Source organism: Tardiphaga sp. P4_G1 (assembly GCF_056401215.1).
On the sequence record NZ_JBFUJU010000006.1, the window covers coordinates 472723 to 490530 of the forward strand.

The window sequence follows — 17808 nt, forward strand, 5'->3', positions numbered from 1 at the left end:
GACGGCCCTCATCCTGAGGAGCGGCGGCTTCGCCGCGTCTCGAAGGATGTGCCAAGCAACTCATGGTTCGAGACGCGCGCCAAGCGGCGCGCTCCTCCAGCCGGAACGCGATTGCGTTCAGGCGACCATGAGGGGTCTGGTGTGTGATTTGAGCTGGAGCCATCATGACCTGAACAGCCGCGTATATTGCGTCTCGTGACGCATGCTGGCGATGTCAGAGCGGAATGTCGCGCCGCCAAGATCGTCGAGGGATGCGGCCATAGCGCGATGGCCGGTGGTCACGACGACGGGCTCCAGCGCTGCAAGTACGCGCTGGCTGTCGGTCTGACCGAGCGGCACCAGCCGCGCACCAGCGGAAATCCAGTTCGAGACCACCGCGTGAAAAAAACCATGCATGGTTGCCGACAGCGGCACACCATGAGCGGCGCTCACAAGTCCGACGGCAACGGGATAGACGATCGGGCTGTCGCATATCGCGATCAGCCGCTCCATACCCTCATGCGACCAGGCATTGCGCGCGATCTCGATGAAGGCCTTGCCTTGCGTGGTGGTCTCCAGCTGACGTTCCCTTGATGGCACGAAGGCGCTGGCGAGTTCGGCAACCTCGCGCAATGCCTTGTCGTCGCCGTCAGATGCCGCGCGGTGCACATGAGCGAGAAATACGCCATCGCAAAACCCTGCGCCATCGGACAGCATCGCCGACATCCAGTCCTGCAGGCTGGCAGCATCGGTGATGTCGCCTGCTTCCACCGCCCATTCGATACCGCTGGAATAGGAAAACGCACCAACAGGAAAAGCCGGCGACAGCCAGGTCATCAGCCGGTACAGCGCAGCGCCTTCGTCGGCTGACAAGGCGGGAGAGTCGTTCGGCGGGCTGTCGTCCGCCGCTTTATTTGTGGTCATGAGCATGAGAATGACCGTGGTGGTCGTGCTTGCTGTCGTGATCATGATGATGATCGTGATCGTGACCGCAATGCTCGTCATGGACATGCTGGTCATGGCCATGACCGGCATGACCGTGCGCGTCATGGCTGTGGCCATGGTGGTCGTGCCCATGATCGTCGTGACTGTGTCCATAATCGTGATGAGCATGATCATGATGTCCATGACCTGCCGGCTCATGCGCAGCGGCATAGGCGCCGCCTTCGGGATCGAACGGCGCTTCGATCTCGATGACCTTGGCGCCAAGACCCTTCACCATCTCCTCGATGACATGATCGCTGCGGATGCGCAGGCCCTTGGCCATGATCTGCGTCGGCAGATGGCGATTGCCGAGATGCCATGCGAGCCGCACCAGATGGCCGGGATCGGTACCACGGATCTCGATCAGTGGCTCCGGCGCTGCGACCACCTCGATCAGGCGGCCGTCTTCCAGCACCAAAGCGTCGCCGCCGCGCAAGGCAACGGCGTTTTCGAGATCGAGCAGGAATTCCAGTCCGCGCGTCCCCGTCATCGCCATGCGGCGACGATGACGATCGTCGAAGTCGAGAACGACGGTGTCTACCGCCGCCTCTTTCCAGTTGTATTGGCCTTTGACCTCAGTCGCGCGGATCATGGAATCTCTCGTTTGGTTTAACGCACCACGACGTCAGCCGGGGTGATGATTTCGATCTTCGGAGGCGCGCTGAAGCATTTCACCGCGACGCGGCCGAAAGTCTTCATATGTTCCTGCGTCCGGTGCGGCACCAGTGCCTCAGCATTCTCCCACTGCTCGACGAACACCATGCGGGTCGGATCGGTGACGCTCTCGTGCAGATCATAGGCGATATTGCCCGCTTCCTTGCGGGTCTCGGCGATACAAGCCTTGGCAGCTTCGATCAGTTCGGCACGGGCTTCGGGTTTCACGGACAAAGTGGCAACGACGTAGATCAAGGGGAGTCCTCCCGGTTTGTTGTTATGGCTAAGAATGCCGGGACGGACATTAGGGGGGAATGCGAGGGGGAGGAAGGGGGCGCTTTCTTATCCCTCCCCCTTGCGGGGAGGGTGGCCGCGCGTAGCGCGGTCGGGTGGGGGTGCCGCAAACTCCTGAGCGTGCGGAAACACCCCACCCCGGCCTATCGGCCGACCCGCTGCGCAGGAGGGAGGGAGACCGCAACCGTCGAGCTCACCTCAATACATAAAGTACCTCTGCGCCATCGGCAGGACTTCGGCCGGCTCGCAGGTCAAAAGTTCGCCATCCGCCCTCACCTCATAGGTCTCCGAATCCACCTCGATCTTCGGCGTCGCGCCGTTATGGATCATGCTCTTCTTCGAGATGCCGTCGCGGACATTTTCCACCGCATAGAGCGACTTCTGAATGCCGAGCTTCTTGGCGAGACCGCCGGCCACCGCCGCACCGGATGTGAACACCACCGACGACTGGGTCAGCGCGCGGCCGAAGGCGCCGAACATCGGCTGGTAGTGCACCGGCTGCGGCGTGGGAATGGACGCGTTCGGATCGCCCATTGGCGCCGCGACGATCGAGCCGCCCTTGATCACCAGATCCGGCTTGACGCCAAAGAACGCCGGCGACCACAGCACCAGATCCGCCATCTTGCCCTTCTCCACCGAGCCGATCAGCTTCGAGACACCATGGGCGATAGCGGGGTTGATCGTGTATTTCGCGATGTAGCGCTTGACGCGGAAATTGTCGTTGTTGCCCTTGTCTTCCTTGAGCGAGCCGCGCTGCTTCTTCATCTTGTCGGCGGTCTGCCAGGTCCGGATGATGACTTCGCCGAGCCGGCCCATGGCCTGACTGTCCGAAGACATCATCGAGAGTGCGCCGAGATCGTGCAGGATGTCTTCGGCGGCGATCGTCTCCTTGCGGATGCGGCTTTCGGCAAACGCAAGATCTTCCGCAATGGAGGGATCGAGATGGTGGCACACCATCAGCATGTCCAGATGCTCATCGATGGTGTTGCGCGTGAATGGCCGTGTCGGATTGGTCGATGACGGCAGCACGTTCTTGAGGCCCGCGACCTTGATGATATCGGGCGCATGGCCACCGCCGGCACCTTCGGTATGGAAGGCGTGGATGGTGCGGCCCTTGAAGGCCTTGATGGTGTCCTCGACGAAGCCGGACTCGTTCAGCGTGTCGGAATGCAGCATCACCTGCACGTCGTAGTCGTCGGCGACGCTGAGGCAGTTGTCGATCGCGGCAGGCGTGGTGCCCCAGTCCTCGTGCAGCTTCAGCGCACAGGCACCGGCATTGATCATTTCCACCAGCGGCGCGGGCTTCGAGGCATTACCCTTGCCGGAAATGCCGAGATTGACCGGGAACGCATCGAAAGACTGGATCATCCGCGCGATGTGCCACGGACCGGGCGTACAGGTCGTCGCGAAGGTGCCGTGCGACGGGCCGGTGCCGCCCCCTAACATCGACGTGACACCGGACATCAGCGCGTGTTCGATCTGCTGCGGACAGATGAAATGGATGTGGCTGTCGAAACCGCCGGCGGTGAGGATCTTGCCCTCCCCCGCGATGACGTCGGTGCCGGGACCGACATTGATGGTCACGCCCGGCTGGATATCGGGATTGCCGGCCTTGCCGATGGCGTGGACCATGCCGCCCTTGAGTGCCACGTCGGCTTTCACGATGCCCCAGTGATCGACGATCAGCACGTTGGTGATGACGGTATCGACGGCGCCCTGCGCGCGCGTCGCCTGCGACTGCCCCATGCCGTCGCGGATCACCTTGCCGCCGCCGAACTTCACCTCCTCGCCATAGATGGTGAAGTCCTTCTCCACCTCGATGATCAGATCGGTGTCGGCGAGCCGTACGCGATCGCCGGTGGTCGGGCCGAACATGTCGGCATAGACGGAGCGTTTGATTTTCACGGGCATGTTTTCGCTCCATTGGCCGGAGTATTCCCTCCCCCCTTGCGGGGGAGGGTCAGGGAGGGGGGTGTGCCACAGGTCGCGGCCTCGCCGATCACGAGGACAACACCTTCGAGATTCTTCATGACATCGTCATTGCTGAAACGAAGGACGCGATAGCCACGCGCGGCAAACCAAGCGTCGCGGCGCGCGTCGTGCGCGATGCGCTCTACAAAATCATGGCTTTCACCATCGACTTCGACAATGAGCTTGCTCGCATGGGAAACGAAATCAGCAATGTAAACACCCATCGGGGCTTGTCGACGAAAACCCAAATTTGCCAGACGATGTGCCTTTAGCTGTCGCCACAGCAAGGTCTCGGCGCGAGTCATTACGCGCCGCAGTTCCTTGGCGCGACCGCGCTGAAACTCGCCGACCTCGTTGTGTGGCATACCCCCCTCCCCGCCCCTCCCCCGCAAGGGGGGAGGGAGCACTACGGCCGTCACATTCCCAACAATCACAACTTCACCATTACGTCGCTGCGGAATCCATAGACGGTACGCTTGCCTGCGCCTTCGTTCATTGACGGCGTGACCCGCGACTTCCATAGCTTCGCGCACCCCAGCAAGGCGCGCGGCGTCGGGATCTGAGACGGAGACCGATATCGTGAGATGGAAGAACGTCTATCCATTTGCTGCGACTTGCCTGCTGTTCGCACTGACGTTCTGGCTATACACGACCCGCGTCATGTGGCTCGGATTTCCGGATGGCTTCATTGCCGAACTGGACGCCGCTGAAGCGATCCTCGTCACCTGGTTCAACTGGTTCAGCATCGCTCTGGGCATCTGGTTCGTGATCCTCGGCATCCGATCGTTCCGTAACGATATCGGACGTTGGTCATTATACAGCTCTCTTCTGTTCGTCTCGGTCGTCGTGATCTCGCTGGCCATCGATCGATATTTCCGCTCGTTCATGATGGACAGCGCCGGCGGCTAGGCGCTCAGAGCTTCCCCATCACATCGCCGCGGAAACCATAGATCGTGCGTTTGCCGGCGAGTTCGACCAGTTGCACATCGCGGCTCTGGCCCGGCTCGAAGCGCACGGCCGTGCCGGCGGCGATGTCGAGGCGCATGCCGCGAGCTTTTTTGCGGTCGAATTTCAGCGCCGGATTGGTCTCGAAGAAATGATAGTGCGAGCCGACCTGGATCGGCCGATCGCCGGAATTTGCCACCGTCAGCGTGACGGTCTTGCGCCCGGCATTGAGCTCAATCTCGCCGTCCTGGATGAAGAGTTCGCCGGGGATCATGTGACCTCTCGATTTTCTCGGTGTCATGGCCGGGCTTGACCGGCCATCCACGCCTTAGAGCGCTGAAGATGGATGCTCGGGTCAAGCCCGGGCATGACGGAGTTTGAACTAGCGGATTGGTTCGTGCACCGTGACGAGCTTCGTCCCGTCGGGGAACGTCGCTTCCACCTGAATGTCATGGATCATCTCGGCGATCCCATCCATGCATTGCGCACGGGTGATGACCTCGGCGCCGGATTTCATCAGCTCGGCAACGGTGCGGCCGTCGCGCGCGCCCTCGACGATGAAATCGGAGATGATGGCGATGGCCTCGGGATGGTTGAGCTTGACGCCGCGCTCGAGCCGGCGTCGCGCCACGATGGCGGCCATCGAGATCAGGAGCTTGTCTTTTTCGCGGGGAGACAGGTTCATTGCAGGTCTCTGAATAAGTTTAGTTGAGCCACATGCGCGGCAGCATCGCGCCTGATCGTCCAAGCACCGCCATCATGTCGGCGCGCAGCTTCGCCGCATCTTGTGCACAGAAGCGGGCCATTGCAAAGCCGTTCCAGCAGGAGATACCGACTTCGCCGCCAGCGCCATCCGTGGCTTCGCGTAGCCGCTCGATGAGCGCCTCGTCGCCGGGCACGATCAGCGCCGTGCCGATGGCCACCGCGCCATTGCCGATTGCCGGTCTGGCCAGTTTCGCGGCGATATCGCCATCCAGCCGCACGTTTTCCGCGAACACCAGCCTGCCACCGCGACGCAGGCGCCAGCGGTCGACGAAAGACCCCGTCTGCATCACCTCGCCCATGGCCGCACGACCGAACACCACGATCTCGCAAAGTAAAAGCGTCGCGCGATCGGCCAGATCGATATCGATGCGCCTGATGGTGCGGGCCTGATCGAACAGGATGGTTTCCTGCGGCAGCCAGGACAGATGCGCGCCGGCCTCGGCCTTTAGCGCGATGTTGATTTCGGCGGCGGGGCCATGGGAGCGATAGATCTTCTCGGCGGCTGCCGTGGTCACTGTCAGGCTGGTGCCCTCGCCGGCCGCAATATCGATATCGAAACGGTCGCCGCCTGCCGCGCCGCCGGCGGTGTTGACGAACATCGCAGACAGGCCGTGATCTTCGGGAGACGGGAAGCGCACGCGCAGCGAGCCGGATTCATGCAACTGGCGGCGGCGGGTCTTGCCCTCCACCAGATGCACGTCGAACGCCACCGCGCCGCGGGCACGATTAGCGGCGAAGATCGCCGATGGCGACAATGTCGTCTTGTCAGCCTGCATGCGCTCCCCGGCTTTGAACCCGGCCCTACAGCGCCATCTGGCGGCTGATCTCGGCGGGATCGAGCGTACTGCGGTCGCAGGTGTATTTCACCGCGCCGCGATCCATCACGGCGAAGTTGTCGCCGAGTTCGCAGGCAAAGTCGAGATACTGTTCCACCAGCACGATGGCGATATTGCCGAGCGAGCGCAGATAGGAAATCGCGCGGCCGATATCCTTGATGATCGAGGGCTGGATGCCTTCGGTCGGCTCATCCAGCAGCAGGAGCTTCGGTCGCATCACCAGCGCGCGACCGATGGCGAGCTGCTGCTGCTGGCCGCCGGAGAGATCGCCGCCGCGCCGGCCGAGCATCGAGTTCAGCACCGGAAACAGTGAGAACACATCATCGGGAATATTGCGGTCGGCGCGCTTCAGCGGCGCATAGCCGGTCTTGAGGTTCTCTTCCACGGTGAGCAGCGGGAAGATCTCACGGCCCTGCGGCACGAAGGAAATGCCGCGCCGCGCCCGTTCGAACGGCTTCAGCGTCGAGATGTCCTGCCCGTCAAACGTAATCGAACCGCTTGAAATCGCCTGCTGGCCGACCATGGCGCGCAGCAGCGAGGTCTTGCCGACACCGTTGCGGCCGAGCACACAGGTGACCTTGCCGGGCTCCGCCGAGACGGTGACGCCGCGCAGCGCCTGGGCTGCACCGTAATAGAGGCTGATATTATCGACCTTCAGCATATGACCTAATCCTTGCGCATGATCTGGTCCGAAAACCGGTTTCCACTTTTCGGGATCATGCGTCAGCGCCCCAAATAAACTTCGACCACGCGGTCGTTGGTTGACACCTGATCGATGGTGCCTTCGGCCAGCACGGTACCTTCGTGCAGACAGGTCACCTTGACGCCGAGCTCACGCACGAAGGTCATGTCGTGCTCGACCACCATCACGGTCTTGTTGTCGCGGTTGATCGCTTTCAGCAATTCGGCGGTCTGGTGCGTTTCCACATCGGTCATGCCGGCCACCGGCTCGTCCACCAGCAGCAGCTTCGGGTCCTGCGCCAGCAGCATGCCGATTTCGAGCCACTGCTTCTGGCCATGCGATAGATTGCCGGCGAGCCGATCGCGCGAGTCCGTGAGGCGAATGGTCTCCAGCACCTTGTCGATGCGCTCTGCCTCGCTCCAGCTGCCGCGCCAGAACAGCGTGCCGCGCACGCTGTGATCGACATTCAGCGCCAGCAGGAGATTGTCGTAAATCGTCTGGCTCTCGAACACCGTCGGCTTCTGGAATTTGCGGCCGATGCCGAGCTCGGCGATCTTGGTCTCATCCAGCAGCGTCAGGTCGTGAATGCCGTCGAAATAGACGTCGCCCTCGTCCGGCTTGGTCTTGCCAGTGATGATGTCCATCATCGTGGTCTTGCCGGCACCATTGGGGCCGATAATGGCGCGCATCTCGCCGGGCGCGAGCACCATCGACAGATTGTTGATGGCATGGAAGCCGTCGAACGAGACGTGGACGCCGTCGAGATAGAGCTGCGCGGAGGTGATGCGCTTCTGACGGGCCTCGGCTTCGCGCGCCGCGACCACAGGATCGATCACCGCGGGCGCGTGGGAGGCCGGCGTTACGGGGGCTGGCGTTTCAATCACGGTCATCACGCCTTCTCCGCCAGATGGGGTTTGGTGACGCCATCTTCCGCTGCGGCGCTATCGGCATTCGCGCTATTGCTGGCTTTGCGACTTTCCGACCACGCATCGAAGGTGCCGATGATGCCCTTCGGCAGCAACAGCGTCACGAGAATGAACAGCGCACCGAGCATGAACAGCCAGTAGGGAGCAAGGGCGCCAGATGTGAACACCGTCTTGGCGTAGTTGACCACGACTGCGCCGAGCGCCGCACCGACCAGCGTGCCACGGCCACCGACCGCGACCCAGATGACTGCTTCAATCGAGTTCGCCGGGGCGAATTCACCGGGATTGATGATGCCCACCTGCGGCACATAGAGCGCACCCGCAACGCCGGCCATGCAGGCCGACAGCGTGAACACGAACAGCTTGTAGGATTCGACACGGTAGCCCAAGAATCTCGTGCGGGATTCCGCGTCACGTATGGCGATCAGCACCTTGCCGAGCTTCGAGGTCACGATGGCACGGCAGACGAGGAAGCCGATGATCAGCGCCAGACAGCTCAGCGCGAACAGCGCCGCGCGGGTGCCGTCGGCCTGTACGTTGAATCCGAGGATGTCCTTGAAATCGGTGAGGCCGTTATTGCCGCCGAAGCCGAAATCGTTGCGGAAGAACGCCAGCAGCAGCGCATAGGTCATCGCCTGCGTGATGATCGACAGATACACGCCAGACACGCGCGAGCGGAAGGTGAGCCAGCCGAACACGAAAGCCAGGATGCCCGGCGCGATCAGCACCATCGCCGCGGCGAACCAGAACATGTCGAAGCCATACCAGTACCACGGCAGCGCCTTGTAGTTCAGGAATACCATGAAGTCCGGCAGGATCGGGTTGCCATAGACGCCGCGCGAGCCGATCTGGCGCATCAGATACATGCCCATGGCATAGCCGCCGAGCGCGAAGAAGGCGCCGTGACCGAGCGAGAGAATGCCGCAATAGCCCCAGATCAGATCGATAGAGAGCGCGAGAATGGCGTAGCAGACATATTTGCCGAACAGCGCCATCAGATAGGTCGGCACCTGCAGCGGCGAGTCCGCCGGCAGCAAAAGGTTCGACAGCGGAATGAGAATGCCGACCGCGGCGACAATCAGCAGGAAGATCGTGGCCCTGCGGTCCAGCGTTCGGGTGAGGAAATGCGGCGTCATGCTTCGATCGCCCTGCCCTTGAGCGCGAACAGACCGCGCGGCCGTTTCTGAATGAACAGGATGATCAGCACCAGGATGGCAATCTTGCCAAGCACGGCGCCGGCGACCGGCTCCAGGAACTTGTTGGCGATGCCGAGCGAGAACGCACCGACCAGCGTGCCCCACAGATTCCCGACGCCGCCGAACACCACGACCATGAAACTGTCGATAATGTAGCTCTGGCCGAGATTGGGCGAGACGTTGTCGATTTGGGAGAGCGCCACGCCGGCAATGCCCGCAATGCCGGAGCCGAGACCGAAGGTCAGCGCATCCACGCGCGAGGTTGCGATGCCCATGGACGCGGCCATGCGGCGATTCTGGGTGACGGCGCGCATCTCGAGTCCGATCGAGGTGTAGCGCAGCATCGCCAGCAGGATCGCAAACACGGCAAGCGTGAAGCACAGGATCCAGAGCCGGTTGTAGGTGATCGTGAGCTGACCCAGCTCGAATGCGCCGGACATCCATGAGGGATTGCCGACCTCGCGATTGGTCGGGCCAAACATGGTGCGCACCGCCTGCTGCAGCACCAGCGACAGACCCCAGGTCGCCAGCAGCGTTTCCAGCGGACGGCCGTAGAGGAAACGGATGATGGTGCGCTCGATGACGATGCCGAGGAGACCAGCGACGATGAAGGCCAGCGGCACCGCCATCAGCAGCGAATAATCGAACAGGCCAGGATAGCTGGTGCGGATCACGTCCTGCACCACGAAGGTGACATAGGCGCCGATCATCACCATCTCGCCATGCGCCATGTTGATGACGCCCATCACGCCGAAGGTGATGGCGAGACCGATGGCGGCGAGCAGGAGAACCGAGCCGAGCGACAATCCATACCAGGCGTTCTGACCGATCGACCACAGTGTCTGCCGGCTGTTGATTGCCGTGACGGCGCTGGCCGCGCTGCGCGCGACGCCGACGGTCTGGTCGCTAGGCAGGCTGGTGAGCAGCGCCAGCGCGTCCTGATCGCCGCGCCCCTTGATGATCGCAATGGATTCGATCTTCTCGGCCTCGGTCGCATCTTCCTTGTAGAGCAGGATCGCCGCGCGGGCCTCGGTGAAGGCCTGCTTGGCCGCCTTGTTGGTTTCTTTCTCCAGCGCGGTCTCGATCACCGGCAGCATCGCGGTTTCGTGGCCCTTGAACACCGACTGCGCCGACGCAATGCGCTTGGCGGGATCCGGCGACATCAGCGTGAGTCCGCCCAGTGCAGATTCGATATTGCGGCGCAGGCGGTTGTTGAGGCGCACCGCGGCGGCGCTGGCCGGTACTTCAGCGACGGCTTCACCGGTCACAGCATCGGTGACCTTGCCGTCGGTGCCAGTGAGATAAACCTTCTTGCTGTCGGGATCGGCGGAGAGGCGGCCTTCCTGCAGCGCGGTGATCACGGCGAAAGCCTGCGGATTGCCGGAGGTGGCAATGATGCCCACGGCTTCGTCGCTGTCGGAGAAATCATCATTGGCGAATTTGGCGACGGCATCCTCGAAAGGACCCGCAAAGGCCGGAATGGCGGTCGCGACGATCAGCAGAAATGCAACAGCGATCGCGCGGAAACGATAAAGGAGATCAGTCACTGGAAAACCCCGGCCGAAGAAAAAAGAGAAGGCGACGGATTCACCGCCTTCTCCAGTTTTGGGAGTCTCGTGTCAGAAGAGTCTCGGGAGGATCATCATTGCGGGCGGAAAATGCCCGCAATGATGGAGAACACAGAACCTCAGAGCGAGATCAGGAACCCTGACCGCCGCACTTGTTGGTCTTGGTGTTGAAGTTGCCGCACTTCTTGCCGACCCAGTCGCCAATCAGGTCCTTGGAGCCGTCGAGCTCCTTCGACCATGCATCGCCAGCCACCAGCGCCGGGGTCTTCCAGACCACGTCGAACTGGCCATTGGCCTTGATCTCGCCAATGAACACCGGCTTGGTGATGTGGTGGTTCGGCAGCATCTTCGAGGTACCGCCGGTCAGGTTCTTGGCTTCGATGCCGGGCAGTGCGTCGATGACCTTGTCGGCTTCGATCGACTTGGCCTTCTCGACCGCCTTCACCCACATGTTGAAGCCGATCACGGTGGCTTCCATCGGGTCGTTGGTCACGCGCTTCGGATTCTTGGTGAAGGCCTGCCATTCCTTGATGAACTTCTCGTTCTCAGGATTCTTGATCGACTGGAAGTAGTTCCAGGCCGCGAGATGGCCGAGCAGCGGCTTGGTGTCGATGCCGGCGAGTTCTTCTTCACCCACCGAGAACGCAACCACCGGAATGTCGGTCGCCTTGATGCCCTGGTTGCCGAGTTCCTTGTAGAATGGAACATTGGCATCGCCGTTGATGGTCGAGACCACGGCGGTCTTCTTGCCGGCCGAACCGAACTTCTTGATGTCGGCCACGATCGTCTGCCAGTCACTATGACCAAACGGCGTGTAGTTGATCATGATGTCTTCCTGCTTGACGCCCTTCGACTTCAAGTAGGCTTCGAGAATCTTGTTGGTGGTGCGCGGATAGACGTAGTCGGTGCCGGCCAGCACCCAGCGCTTCACCTTCTCGTCCTTCATCAGGTAGTCGACGGCCGGGATCGCCTGCTGGTTCGGAGCAGCACCCGTGTAGAACACGTTACGCTCGGACTCTTCGCCCTCGTACTGCACGGGATAGAACAGGATGTTGTTCAGTTCTTTGAACACCGGGAGAACCGACTTGCGCGACACCGAGGTCCAGCAGCCGAACACGACGGCAACCTTGTCCTTGGTGATCAGCTCGCGCGCCTTTTCGGCGAACAGCGGCCAGTTCGATGCCGGATCGACCACCACGGCTTCGAGCTTCTTGCCGTTCACGCCGCCCTTCTTGTTCTGCTGATCGATCATGAACAGCACGGTATCCTTCAGCGTGGTCTCGGAAATCGCCATGGTGCCCGACAGCGAGTGCAGAACGCCGACCTTGATGGTGTCGTCTGCGGCTTTGGCCGGCGAAAATGCCGACAGGCCCAGAGCCAGACCCGTTGCCGCGGCCATCAGGCTGCGACGCGAGATCGGCTTGGCTATTGCGTGAGTCAAATTGGTAATCATGTGCGGTCTCTCCCTGACGCAGACGAAATCAATGCAGAACGGCCCCACGGCCGGCGCGTTAAGGAGATCGCAAGAAGTGTGCCAGCCCCCGAACACACGTTAAGTGATTGGGATTACTCGCATGTTTTCGATTTTTAGAAAACGCTGAGGCTTTTTTGTTTATTTCTTGTGCAGAAAAATTGATCATGCACACGGCAAACAGCTTAAATAATCGCCAAAAACTGCCTCATGTCTAAATTTCATGCAGCGGTATTTTGTCGCTGGTTTTAACCCTCACGCCGATTGACCTTGAATCCGCCGCCTTGCTGTTCCATACCAATCGAACGACCTAGAGAATCATCAGGTCCTTGCGAGCCGCGTGTTCTGATCCCGTCTTTACTCTGATCTCCTCAGGGCAGTTCGACGGTTTCTGGCTTGCCCCTTCAGCTAACCAGAACTGACGCCCCAAACACGCGGGTGTCCCAGACACACTCGCGCGCTCCCTGGCCCCATGGTCTTTGAATCATGGCCGGGCGCCTGCTTTCACTTTGGAAAGATTAATCTTTTGACCACCTTTCAGGAATTCGGCCTCGCCGATCCCATCACCCGTGCGCTTAAAGAAGAAAACTACACAACCCCGACCCCGATCCAGGCCCAGACCATCCCGATTGCCATCACCGGCAAGGACGTGATCGGTATCGCCCAGACCGGCACCGGCAAGACCGCTTCCTTCGCGCTTCCCATCCTCCACCGTCTGCTCGAGAACCGTATCAAGCCCCAGCCCAAGACATGCCGCGTGCTAGTGCTGAGCCCGACCCGCGAACTCTCCGGCCAGATCCTCGACAGCTTCAATGCCTATGGGCGCCATATGCACCTCGCATCGGCGCTGGCCATTGGCGGCGTGCCGATGGGCCGTCAGGTCCGTTCGCTGATGCAGGGCGTCGACGTCCTCGTCGCCACCCCGGGCCGTCTGCTCGATCTCGTGCAGAGCAACGGCCTGAAGCTCAACATGGTTGAGTTCCTGGTGCTCGACGAAGCCGACCGCATGCTCGATATGGGCTTCATCAACGACATCCGCAAAGTCGTCGCCAAGCTCCCGATCAAGCGCCAGACGCTGTTCTTCTCGGCCACCATGCCGAAGGACATCGCCGATCTTGCCGAGGCAATGCTCAAGGATCCGGCCCGCGTTGCGGTGACCCCGGTCGCCTCCACCGTGGAGCGCATCAGCCAGCGGATCATGCTGGTCGATCACTCCGCCAAGCCGACGATCCTCGCCCAGATCCTCAAGACCGAGACGGTTGACCGCGCCCTTGTGTTCACCCGCACCAAGCACGGCGCCGACAAGGTCGTGAAGGGGCTCGAGCGCGCCGGCATCGCCGCCGCCGCGATCCACGGCAACAAGTCGCAGAACCACCGCGAGCGCACGCTGGCCCAGTTCCGCACCGGCGAAATCCGCACCTTGGTGGCCACCGACATCGCTGCCCGCGGCATCGACGTCGACGGCATCACCCATGTGGTGAACTTCGACCTGCCGAATATCCCGGAAACCTATGTCCACCGAATCGGCCGTACGGCCCGTGCCGGACGCGAAGGCATCGCAATCTCGCTTTGCGCGGGCGAGGAAATGGCGTATCTGCGCGATATTGAAAAGCTGATCCGCATTTCGCTTCCGAAGGAAGACCGCCGCACCCCAGGCCGCAACGACGTGGGGCCGTCGCCTTCCCAGAACCGTGGCGGTCAGCGCAACGGTCGCTCCGCCCCGCACGCACCACGCAGCAATGACGGAGCGCCCGGCAAGAACGCGCGCAATCGTCGTCGTCCGCATGGCGGTAACGGCGGCGCATCGCAACCGAACCGGGATCATGGTCGGAACGAGAATGCGAGACACGAGAATGCACGGCATGAGCCGATCTCACGTCCGGCCAACCAGGCTGGAACTGCGACTAAAGAAGGGATGCAGGGCGTTGCCTTCCTGCACCGCGAAAGCCGACCGAATACAACCCCGAACCGCACCCAGCGGCCACGCTAACAGCCGATCGATCTGGAGCTAACAATGGCCAAAGAAGAGCTGATCCAGTTCGAAGGACTGGTGACCGAAATCCTCCCCGATGCACGCTATCGCGTGCAATTGGACGCAGGACACGAAATCGTCGCCTACACCGCCGGCAAGATGAAGAAGAACCGCATCAAGACGCTGGCCGGCGATCGCGTGACCATCGAGATGTCGCCCTACGATCTCGAAAAGGGTCGTCTGATTTTCCGCCACAAGGACGAGCGTCCCGGCGGTCCTCCGCGTGGCGCACCGCCGCGCGGTCAGTTCCGTCGCCGCTAAGCGCATCCGGCGTTTAAACTGTCGACAGTTTAAAATCGCAACGACAACCCATCCGCGTATCGGATCACTCGCGATGCGCGGATGGGTAAGCGTTCCTGACCGTTCGTGCGCAATCAAAAAATCGTGCGCGTCAGGATTGTTTTGAGGGGGCGCTTCCCCTAATATGAGTTAATCGATTTTCGGCCGGACGACATTATCTATCCCCCGGTGCAGCCGGTCTAGACTGACGACCCTTCCAAAAATTCGATGTCACCAGCCCACATCTGTTGCGTGGGCTACACTATATCTTTGAGAAGGGACTACCCCCATGAGCATGGGAACAGTGAAGTGGTTTAACGCGACCAAGGGCTTCGGCTTCATTCAGCCGGACGATGGTGGCAACGACGTGTTCGTTCACATCTCCGCCGTTGAGCGTGCCGGTCTCGGCACCCTGCGTGAAGGCCAGAAGATCAGCTACGAAATCGTTGCTGACCGTCGTTCCGGCAAGTCGTCGGCCGACAATCTCCGCGCCGCAGGCTAAACGATCATTCGCAAGCTTGATGCTTGCGCATTGATCGACTGAATACGAAAAGGCCGCGCTCTTGAGCGCGGCCTTTTTGCTGAAGCATGATCCGGGAAAGTGGACCGACGATCGTTCGCTGCAACTACAAATGCGCAGCGCATGATCGCAAGTTACGGCGTGCAGCTCGTCACCATTACGACGCAGGAGGTTTGACGCGGCCGCGTGTACATCGCATCGGACAGCGTGAGCCCGCCCTTCGGCACGACCCAGCCGATCGTCGGCACGTATGTATAGTTGGCCTCGCCGAGGATCAGATACTGGTTCGCCACATAGTTCCCGTTGGCGTCCTTGACGATCAGATTGGTGGGAACCGATACGACCGTGCCCACGTCCTTCTTTTGGTCGCCGCGACTCCACACAACTTTGGCGGTCTTGCTCGATGGATCGATATAGACTTGGCTGATGGTCGCCTTGAGCTGCGTCTTGTCATAAGGCGTCAGCATCGCATCGGCGATGATGAAGAAGTTCGAGACATCGGTTTCCGCCAGCGTCGTGTAGCGTGACGCCAGGTCGGCGATGCCCTGTGAGATCTGACTGACCTTGCGATCGACGGCAAAACCGTTGGAAACATCCAGCATGCCGAAGAACATCAGGAACATCAGCGGGAGGATCATCGCGAACTCGACCGCGGATACGCCTCTTGTATCGTCTCGCAACAGCAAGGCCCGTCGCCAGGCTGCCAGTGCTACCATCCGCACGCGCATTGTCCCGACCCCTGCCATCACTGCGGCCCGGTAGCCGATGTCGCGGCCAGCAGGCGCTTGCTGCTCGTGGTTCCGCGACCGATATTGGCGATGTTGTAGCCTAGCCCCGTGACGAACAGAGGCCATTGATAAAACCCGCGGGTCACGACGGTCTGATTGGTGTTCGTCGGCGGCTGCCAGGTAAGCGTGGTGCCGGCATAATTTCCGCTGCTGTCGATCGGATCCGCAATGGTGATCGCCGTGCCCGGATTGTAGGAACGCACATCGGTGCCAATCTTGGTGCAATCCATCAGTACGGAAGCACGCGCGCAGATGACGGCGTTGAAGTCTGCCTGGCTCGGTGCCTGGCTCGTATAGAAAAGTCGGGAGCCATCCTGTACGGCGGTCTCCAACACCTGCCCCGCCAGAAACACCATGCCGGTTTCCATGATGGCAAAAATCAGCGCGAAGAAGACCGGCGCGATCATCGCGAATTCGACCGCGGCCGAACCGCTGCTGTTATGGCCGAAGCGGCGCAGGCGCCCGGCGAGCGTCGCGATCGAGATCAGCGGTAGCAACATCTGCAAGTGCCTCGGTGATAGGAAATAGCTACCACCGAGATGTATCGGAAACAGATTGTTGAAGTGTTTCGCCGGATCGAGACAAGATGGCTCGATGGGTTAACCCGCTGTTGACCATGTCTCCGCCGAACGACACCGCATGGGATGCGGCATCATTTGCGCGTTTACGAGATCACAGGTCAGTTGTTGAGCCTGGCGGCATTTCCTGCCGTTATGGCCTGAGTACTGAGAGTCCCGGCCTGCCCGATCGCGGATCTGAAGAAGGTCTCACCGTCACCCAGTCTCACGCGTTGCTGACATTCTGGCGTACAAGTGTAAGTCTCGCGATTGACGCCACGATAGACGGTGACGAGTTTGTCGGTCGGACCTTCGACCTGAACCAGCCTATCCATCAGGACAGCACCCGTACGATCCATTGCGATCACATTGGTGGCGCCATAGCCCTTGCCGGTCACCACGACCATGCCGCCGGGCTGCAGCGTCACATCTGCAATCAGGGGGTTGCCGACCACGATGGTGGCGATCTTCTCGGGAAATTTGACGAGCTTGGCCTGATCGACGCTGACCGCGATCATATCGTCTGCAGGGGCCGCAAGACCGCCCGCCGGCAACAGCATGGTCCCTGCCACCAGGGTACGGGCCACAAACACCGCACGCATCCGCGCGCGCTTCGACTGAAACGACATCCTGTACTCCGGGACGATACAAGCCGACAAAAGCAGATACGCAGCGGTGCCGGCGCCCGACATGGCAAATGTGCCGTTAATTGATGAAGGAACTGGAAACGGCAGTGGCGGGGTGATCTCCTCGTCATTCTCAGGCACACCAGTTGGCGCCTGAGGGCGGTACAGACCGCTAAGCGGGTCGGACTGAGCCCGAAGTTTCCACTGTCATTCCGGGGGCGCACGAAAGCGGCAAAGCCGCTGAAGTGCGAACCCGGAATCCCGAAGTGTTCAGCGCAAAACAGGTCGGGATTCCGGGCTCGATCCCATCGCCTGCGGCGCCGGCCGCGCCCCGGAATGACGGGTGTGGGGCGGGCGCAAAAGCGCCAAAACATTTTTCCTACTTCCCGTTGACAAGATACCTATGGGGTTATATTCCTATTCGTCCTGCCCCATCGAGAGGGGCGATCGCGATCGTCACGTTCGCGGGGCTGGATGCGGTGGACGCCGGAGATGGCGGCGTTACGCGGTTTGGGGGTGACGTCTGTCTTCGGGCAGGACGGATCTGCGCCAGCACTGCCACTGGCAAGGAGACGGCCGACCTTGGGATGGAAAGACCTCTGGACAGTGTGACGGACGACCAAGTCGAAACGTGTCCGGCCTATTCGCTTGAGGCTCCCTTCCCATCGCCTTGGGACTTTAATTCGCGATCGGAGCGTTCGTCGAGGCAAAGTGCAAGCAACCGAAAAAACACCG

At 61.0% G+C, this 17808-nt stretch carries 20 protein-coding genes; 4 read left to right on the plus strand and 16 right to left on the minus strand.

The features are described from left to right. Positions 1–162: 162 nt before the first annotated feature. From AC1DUY_RS17450 to AC1DUY_RS17470, 5 genes are all read right to left on the minus strand, one after another. Positions 163–903, minus strand: a complete 741-nt coding sequence (locus tag AC1DUY_RS17450; protein WP_439084204.1) for an urease accessory protein UreF — start codon at positions 901–903, stop codon at positions 163–165. Next, positions 890–1555 (minus strand): urease accessory protein UreE, encoded by a 666-nt coding sequence (locus AC1DUY_RS17455; protein ID WP_439082963.1) that lies wholly within the window; start codon positions 1553–1555, stop codon positions 890–892. Before AC1DUY_RS17455 ends, AC1DUY_RS17450 begins: the two co-directional genes overlap by 14 nt. Before the next feature lie 17 nt (positions 1556–1572). After that, positions 1573–1872 (minus strand): putative quinol monooxygenase, encoded by a 300-nt coding sequence (locus AC1DUY_RS17460; protein ID WP_068733944.1) that lies wholly within the window; start codon positions 1870–1872, stop codon positions 1573–1575. Between the two features lie 237 nt (positions 1873–2109). Next, positions 2110–3822 (minus strand): urease subunit alpha, encoded by a 1713-nt coding sequence (gene ureC / locus AC1DUY_RS17465; protein WP_068733942.1) that lies wholly within the window; start codon positions 3820–3822, stop codon positions 2110–2112. Next, positions 3813–4247, minus strand: a complete 435-nt coding sequence (locus AC1DUY_RS17470; RefSeq protein ID WP_478115852.1) for an endonuclease domain-containing protein — start codon at positions 4245–4247, stop codon at positions 3813–3815. Before AC1DUY_RS17470 ends, ureC begins: the two co-directional genes overlap by 10 nt. Before the next feature lie 214 nt (positions 4248–4461). Here AC1DUY_RS17470 and AC1DUY_RS17475 point away from each other — a divergent pair, with 214 nt between their 5' ends. Continuing rightward, the gene (locus tag AC1DUY_RS17475) at positions 4462–4791 is read left to right on the plus strand and encodes a hypothetical protein (RefSeq protein ID WP_478115854.1); all 330 of its coding nucleotides are present in this window, start codon (positions 4462–4464) and stop codon (positions 4789–4791) included. Positions 4792–4795: 4 nt separating this feature from the next. Here AC1DUY_RS17475 and AC1DUY_RS17480 read toward each other — a convergent pair whose 3' ends face one another. The 8 genes from AC1DUY_RS17480 to urtA all read right to left on the minus strand — a co-directional run bounded on the left by AC1DUY_RS17480 (position 4796) and on the right by urtA (position 12253). Then, positions 4796–5101, minus strand: coding sequence for an urease subunit beta (locus AC1DUY_RS17480; RefSeq protein WP_120288704.1), 306 nt, complete (start codon positions 5099–5101; stop codon positions 4796–4798). A 108-nt stretch (positions 5102–5209) separates the two neighbouring features. Next, positions 5210–5512 (minus strand): urease subunit gamma, encoded by a 303-nt coding sequence (locus AC1DUY_RS17485; protein ID WP_068733936.1) that lies wholly within the window; start codon positions 5510–5512, stop codon positions 5210–5212. Positions 5513–5531: 19 nt separating this feature from the next. Continuing rightward, positions 5532–6368: an urease accessory protein UreD gene (locus tag AC1DUY_RS17490; RefSeq protein ID WP_441231791.1), complete on the minus strand. Its 837-nt coding sequence runs from the start codon at positions 6366–6368 to the stop codon at positions 5532–5534. Between the two features lie 25 nt (positions 6369–6393). After that, entirely contained in the window at positions 6394–7089 is a 696-nt protein-coding gene (urtE, locus tag AC1DUY_RS17495; RefSeq protein ID WP_068733931.1) for an urea ABC transporter ATP-binding subunit UrtE, read from the minus strand. Positions 7090–7151: 62 nt separating this feature from the next. Continuing rightward, positions 7152–7991 carry an urea ABC transporter ATP-binding protein UrtD gene (urtD, locus tag AC1DUY_RS17500; protein WP_478115888.1) on the minus strand — a complete coding sequence of 280 codons (840 nt, stop codon included), beginning with the start codon at positions 7989–7991 and terminating at the stop codon, positions 7152–7154. An 8-nt stretch (positions 7992–7999) separates the two neighbouring features. Beyond that, positions 8000–9172 carry an urea ABC transporter permease subunit UrtC gene (gene urtC, locus AC1DUY_RS17505; protein ID WP_478115858.1) on the minus strand — a complete coding sequence of 391 codons (1173 nt, stop codon included), beginning with the start codon at positions 9170–9172 and terminating at the stop codon, positions 8000–8002. Next, on the minus strand, positions 9169–10779 hold the full coding sequence (gene urtB / locus AC1DUY_RS17510; protein WP_478115860.1) for an urea ABC transporter permease subunit UrtB: 1611 nt from the start codon (positions 10777–10779) through the stop codon (positions 9169–9171). Before urtB ends, urtC begins: the two co-directional genes overlap by 4 nt. A 151-nt stretch (positions 10780–10930) precedes the next feature. Then, positions 10931–12253, minus strand: coding sequence for an urea ABC transporter substrate-binding protein (urtA, locus tag AC1DUY_RS17515; RefSeq protein WP_068733926.1), 1323 nt, complete (start codon positions 12251–12253; stop codon positions 10931–10933). Positions 12254–12743: 490 nt separating this feature from the next. On the opposite strand from urtA, the gene AC1DUY_RS17520 reads away from it, so the two are divergent. The 3 genes from AC1DUY_RS17520 (at position 12744) to AC1DUY_RS17530 (ending at position 15084) form a co-directional block, all read left to right on the plus strand. Further along, positions 12744–14261: a DEAD/DEAH box helicase gene (locus AC1DUY_RS17520; RefSeq protein WP_089261529.1), complete on the plus strand. Its 1518-nt coding sequence runs from the start codon at positions 12744–12746 to the stop codon at positions 14259–14261. 24 nt (positions 14262–14285) lie between these two features. Beyond that, entirely contained in the window at positions 14286–14564 is a 279-nt protein-coding gene (infA, locus tag AC1DUY_RS17525) for a translation initiation factor IF-1 (protein ID WP_068733922.1), read from the plus strand. A 307-nt stretch (positions 14565–14871) separates the two neighbouring features. Continuing rightward, complete coding sequence (locus AC1DUY_RS17530; protein WP_011474122.1) at positions 14872–15084, plus strand: cold-shock protein; 213 nt, start codon at positions 14872–14874, stop codon at positions 15082–15084. A gap of 152 nt (positions 15085–15236) precedes the next feature. Here the strand turns inward: AC1DUY_RS17530 and AC1DUY_RS17535 are convergent, their stop codons facing one another. From AC1DUY_RS17535 to AC1DUY_RS17545, 3 genes are all read right to left on the minus strand, one after another. After that, the gene (locus AC1DUY_RS17535; RefSeq protein WP_478115864.1) at positions 15237–15956 is read right to left on the minus strand and encodes a TadE/TadG family type IV pilus assembly protein; all 720 of its coding nucleotides are present in this window, start codon (positions 15954–15956) and stop codon (positions 15237–15239) included. Further along, complete coding sequence (locus AC1DUY_RS17540; RefSeq protein ID WP_441231789.1) at positions 15848–16390, minus strand: TadE/TadG family type IV pilus assembly protein; 543 nt, start codon at positions 16388–16390, stop codon at positions 15848–15850. The genes AC1DUY_RS17535 and AC1DUY_RS17540 overlap by 109 nt, the downstream gene beginning before the upstream one ends. 179 nt (positions 16391–16569) lie before the next feature. Then, positions 16570–17076 (minus strand): pilus assembly protein N-terminal domain-containing protein, encoded by a 507-nt coding sequence (locus tag AC1DUY_RS17545; protein WP_441232330.1) that lies wholly within the window; start codon positions 17074–17076, stop codon positions 16570–16572. Between the last annotated feature and the right edge of the window lie 732 nt (positions 17077–17808).

Excerpts from the sequence above, each read along its gene's own strand:
- AC1DUY_RS17530 (WP_011474122.1), top strand. The coding sequence starts at position 14,872 with ATGAGCATGGGAACAGTGAAGTGGTTTAACGCGACCAAGGGCTTCGGC.
- AC1DUY_RS17480 (WP_120288704.1), bottom strand. The coding sequence starts at position 5,101 with ATGATCCCCGGCGAACTCTTCATCCAGGACGGCGAGATTGAGCTCAAT.
- AC1DUY_RS17490 (WP_441231791.1), bottom strand. The coding sequence starts at position 6,368 with ATGCAGGCTGACAAGACGACATTGTCGCCATCGGCGATCTTCGCCGCT.
- ureC (WP_068733942.1), bottom strand. The coding sequence starts at position 3,822 with ATGCCCGTGAAAATCAAACGCTCCGTCTATGCCGACATGTTCGGCCCG.
- infA (WP_068733922.1), top strand. The coding sequence starts at position 14,286 with ATGGCCAAAGAAGAGCTGATCCAGTTCGAAGGACTGGTGACCGAAATC.
- AC1DUY_RS17535 (WP_478115864.1), bottom strand. The coding sequence starts at position 15,956 with ATGGCCTCTGTTCGTCACGGGGCTAGGCTACAACATCGCCAATATCGG.
- urtA (WP_068733926.1), bottom strand. The coding sequence starts at position 12,253 with ATGATTACCAATTTGACTCACGCAATAGCCAAGCCGATCTCGCGTCGC.
- AC1DUY_RS17485 (WP_068733936.1), bottom strand. The coding sequence starts at position 5,512 with ATGAACCTGTCTCCCCGCGAAAAAGACAAGCTCCTGATCTCGATGGCC.
- AC1DUY_RS17540 (WP_441231789.1), bottom strand. The coding sequence starts at position 16,390 with ATGTTGCTACCGCTGATCTCGATCGCGACGCTCGCCGGGCGCCTGCGC.
- AC1DUY_RS17455 (WP_439082963.1), bottom strand. The coding sequence starts at position 1,555 with ATGATCCGCGCGACTGAGGTCAAAGGCCAATACAACTGGAAAGAGGCG.
- AC1DUY_RS17520 (WP_089261529.1), top strand. The coding sequence starts at position 12,744 with ATGGTCTTTGAATCATGGCCGGGCGCCTGCTTTCACTTTGGAAAGATT.
- AC1DUY_RS17545 (WP_441232330.1), bottom strand. The coding sequence starts at position 17,076 with ATGTCGTTTCAGTCGAAGCGCGCGCGGATGCGTGCGGTGTTTGTGGCC.
- urtE (WP_068733931.1), bottom strand. The coding sequence starts at position 7,089 with ATGCTGAAGGTCGATAATATCAGCCTCTATTACGGTGCAGCCCAGGCG.
- urtC (WP_478115858.1), bottom strand. The coding sequence starts at position 9,172 with ATGACGCCGCATTTCCTCACCCGAACGCTGGACCGCAGGGCCACGATC.
- AC1DUY_RS17450 (WP_439084204.1), bottom strand. The coding sequence starts at position 903 with ATGACCACAAATAAAGCGGCGGACGACAGCCCGCCGAACGACTCTCCC.
- AC1DUY_RS17470 (WP_478115852.1), bottom strand. The coding sequence starts at position 4,247 with ATGCCACACAACGAGGTCGGCGAGTTTCAGCGCGGTCGCGCCAAGGAA.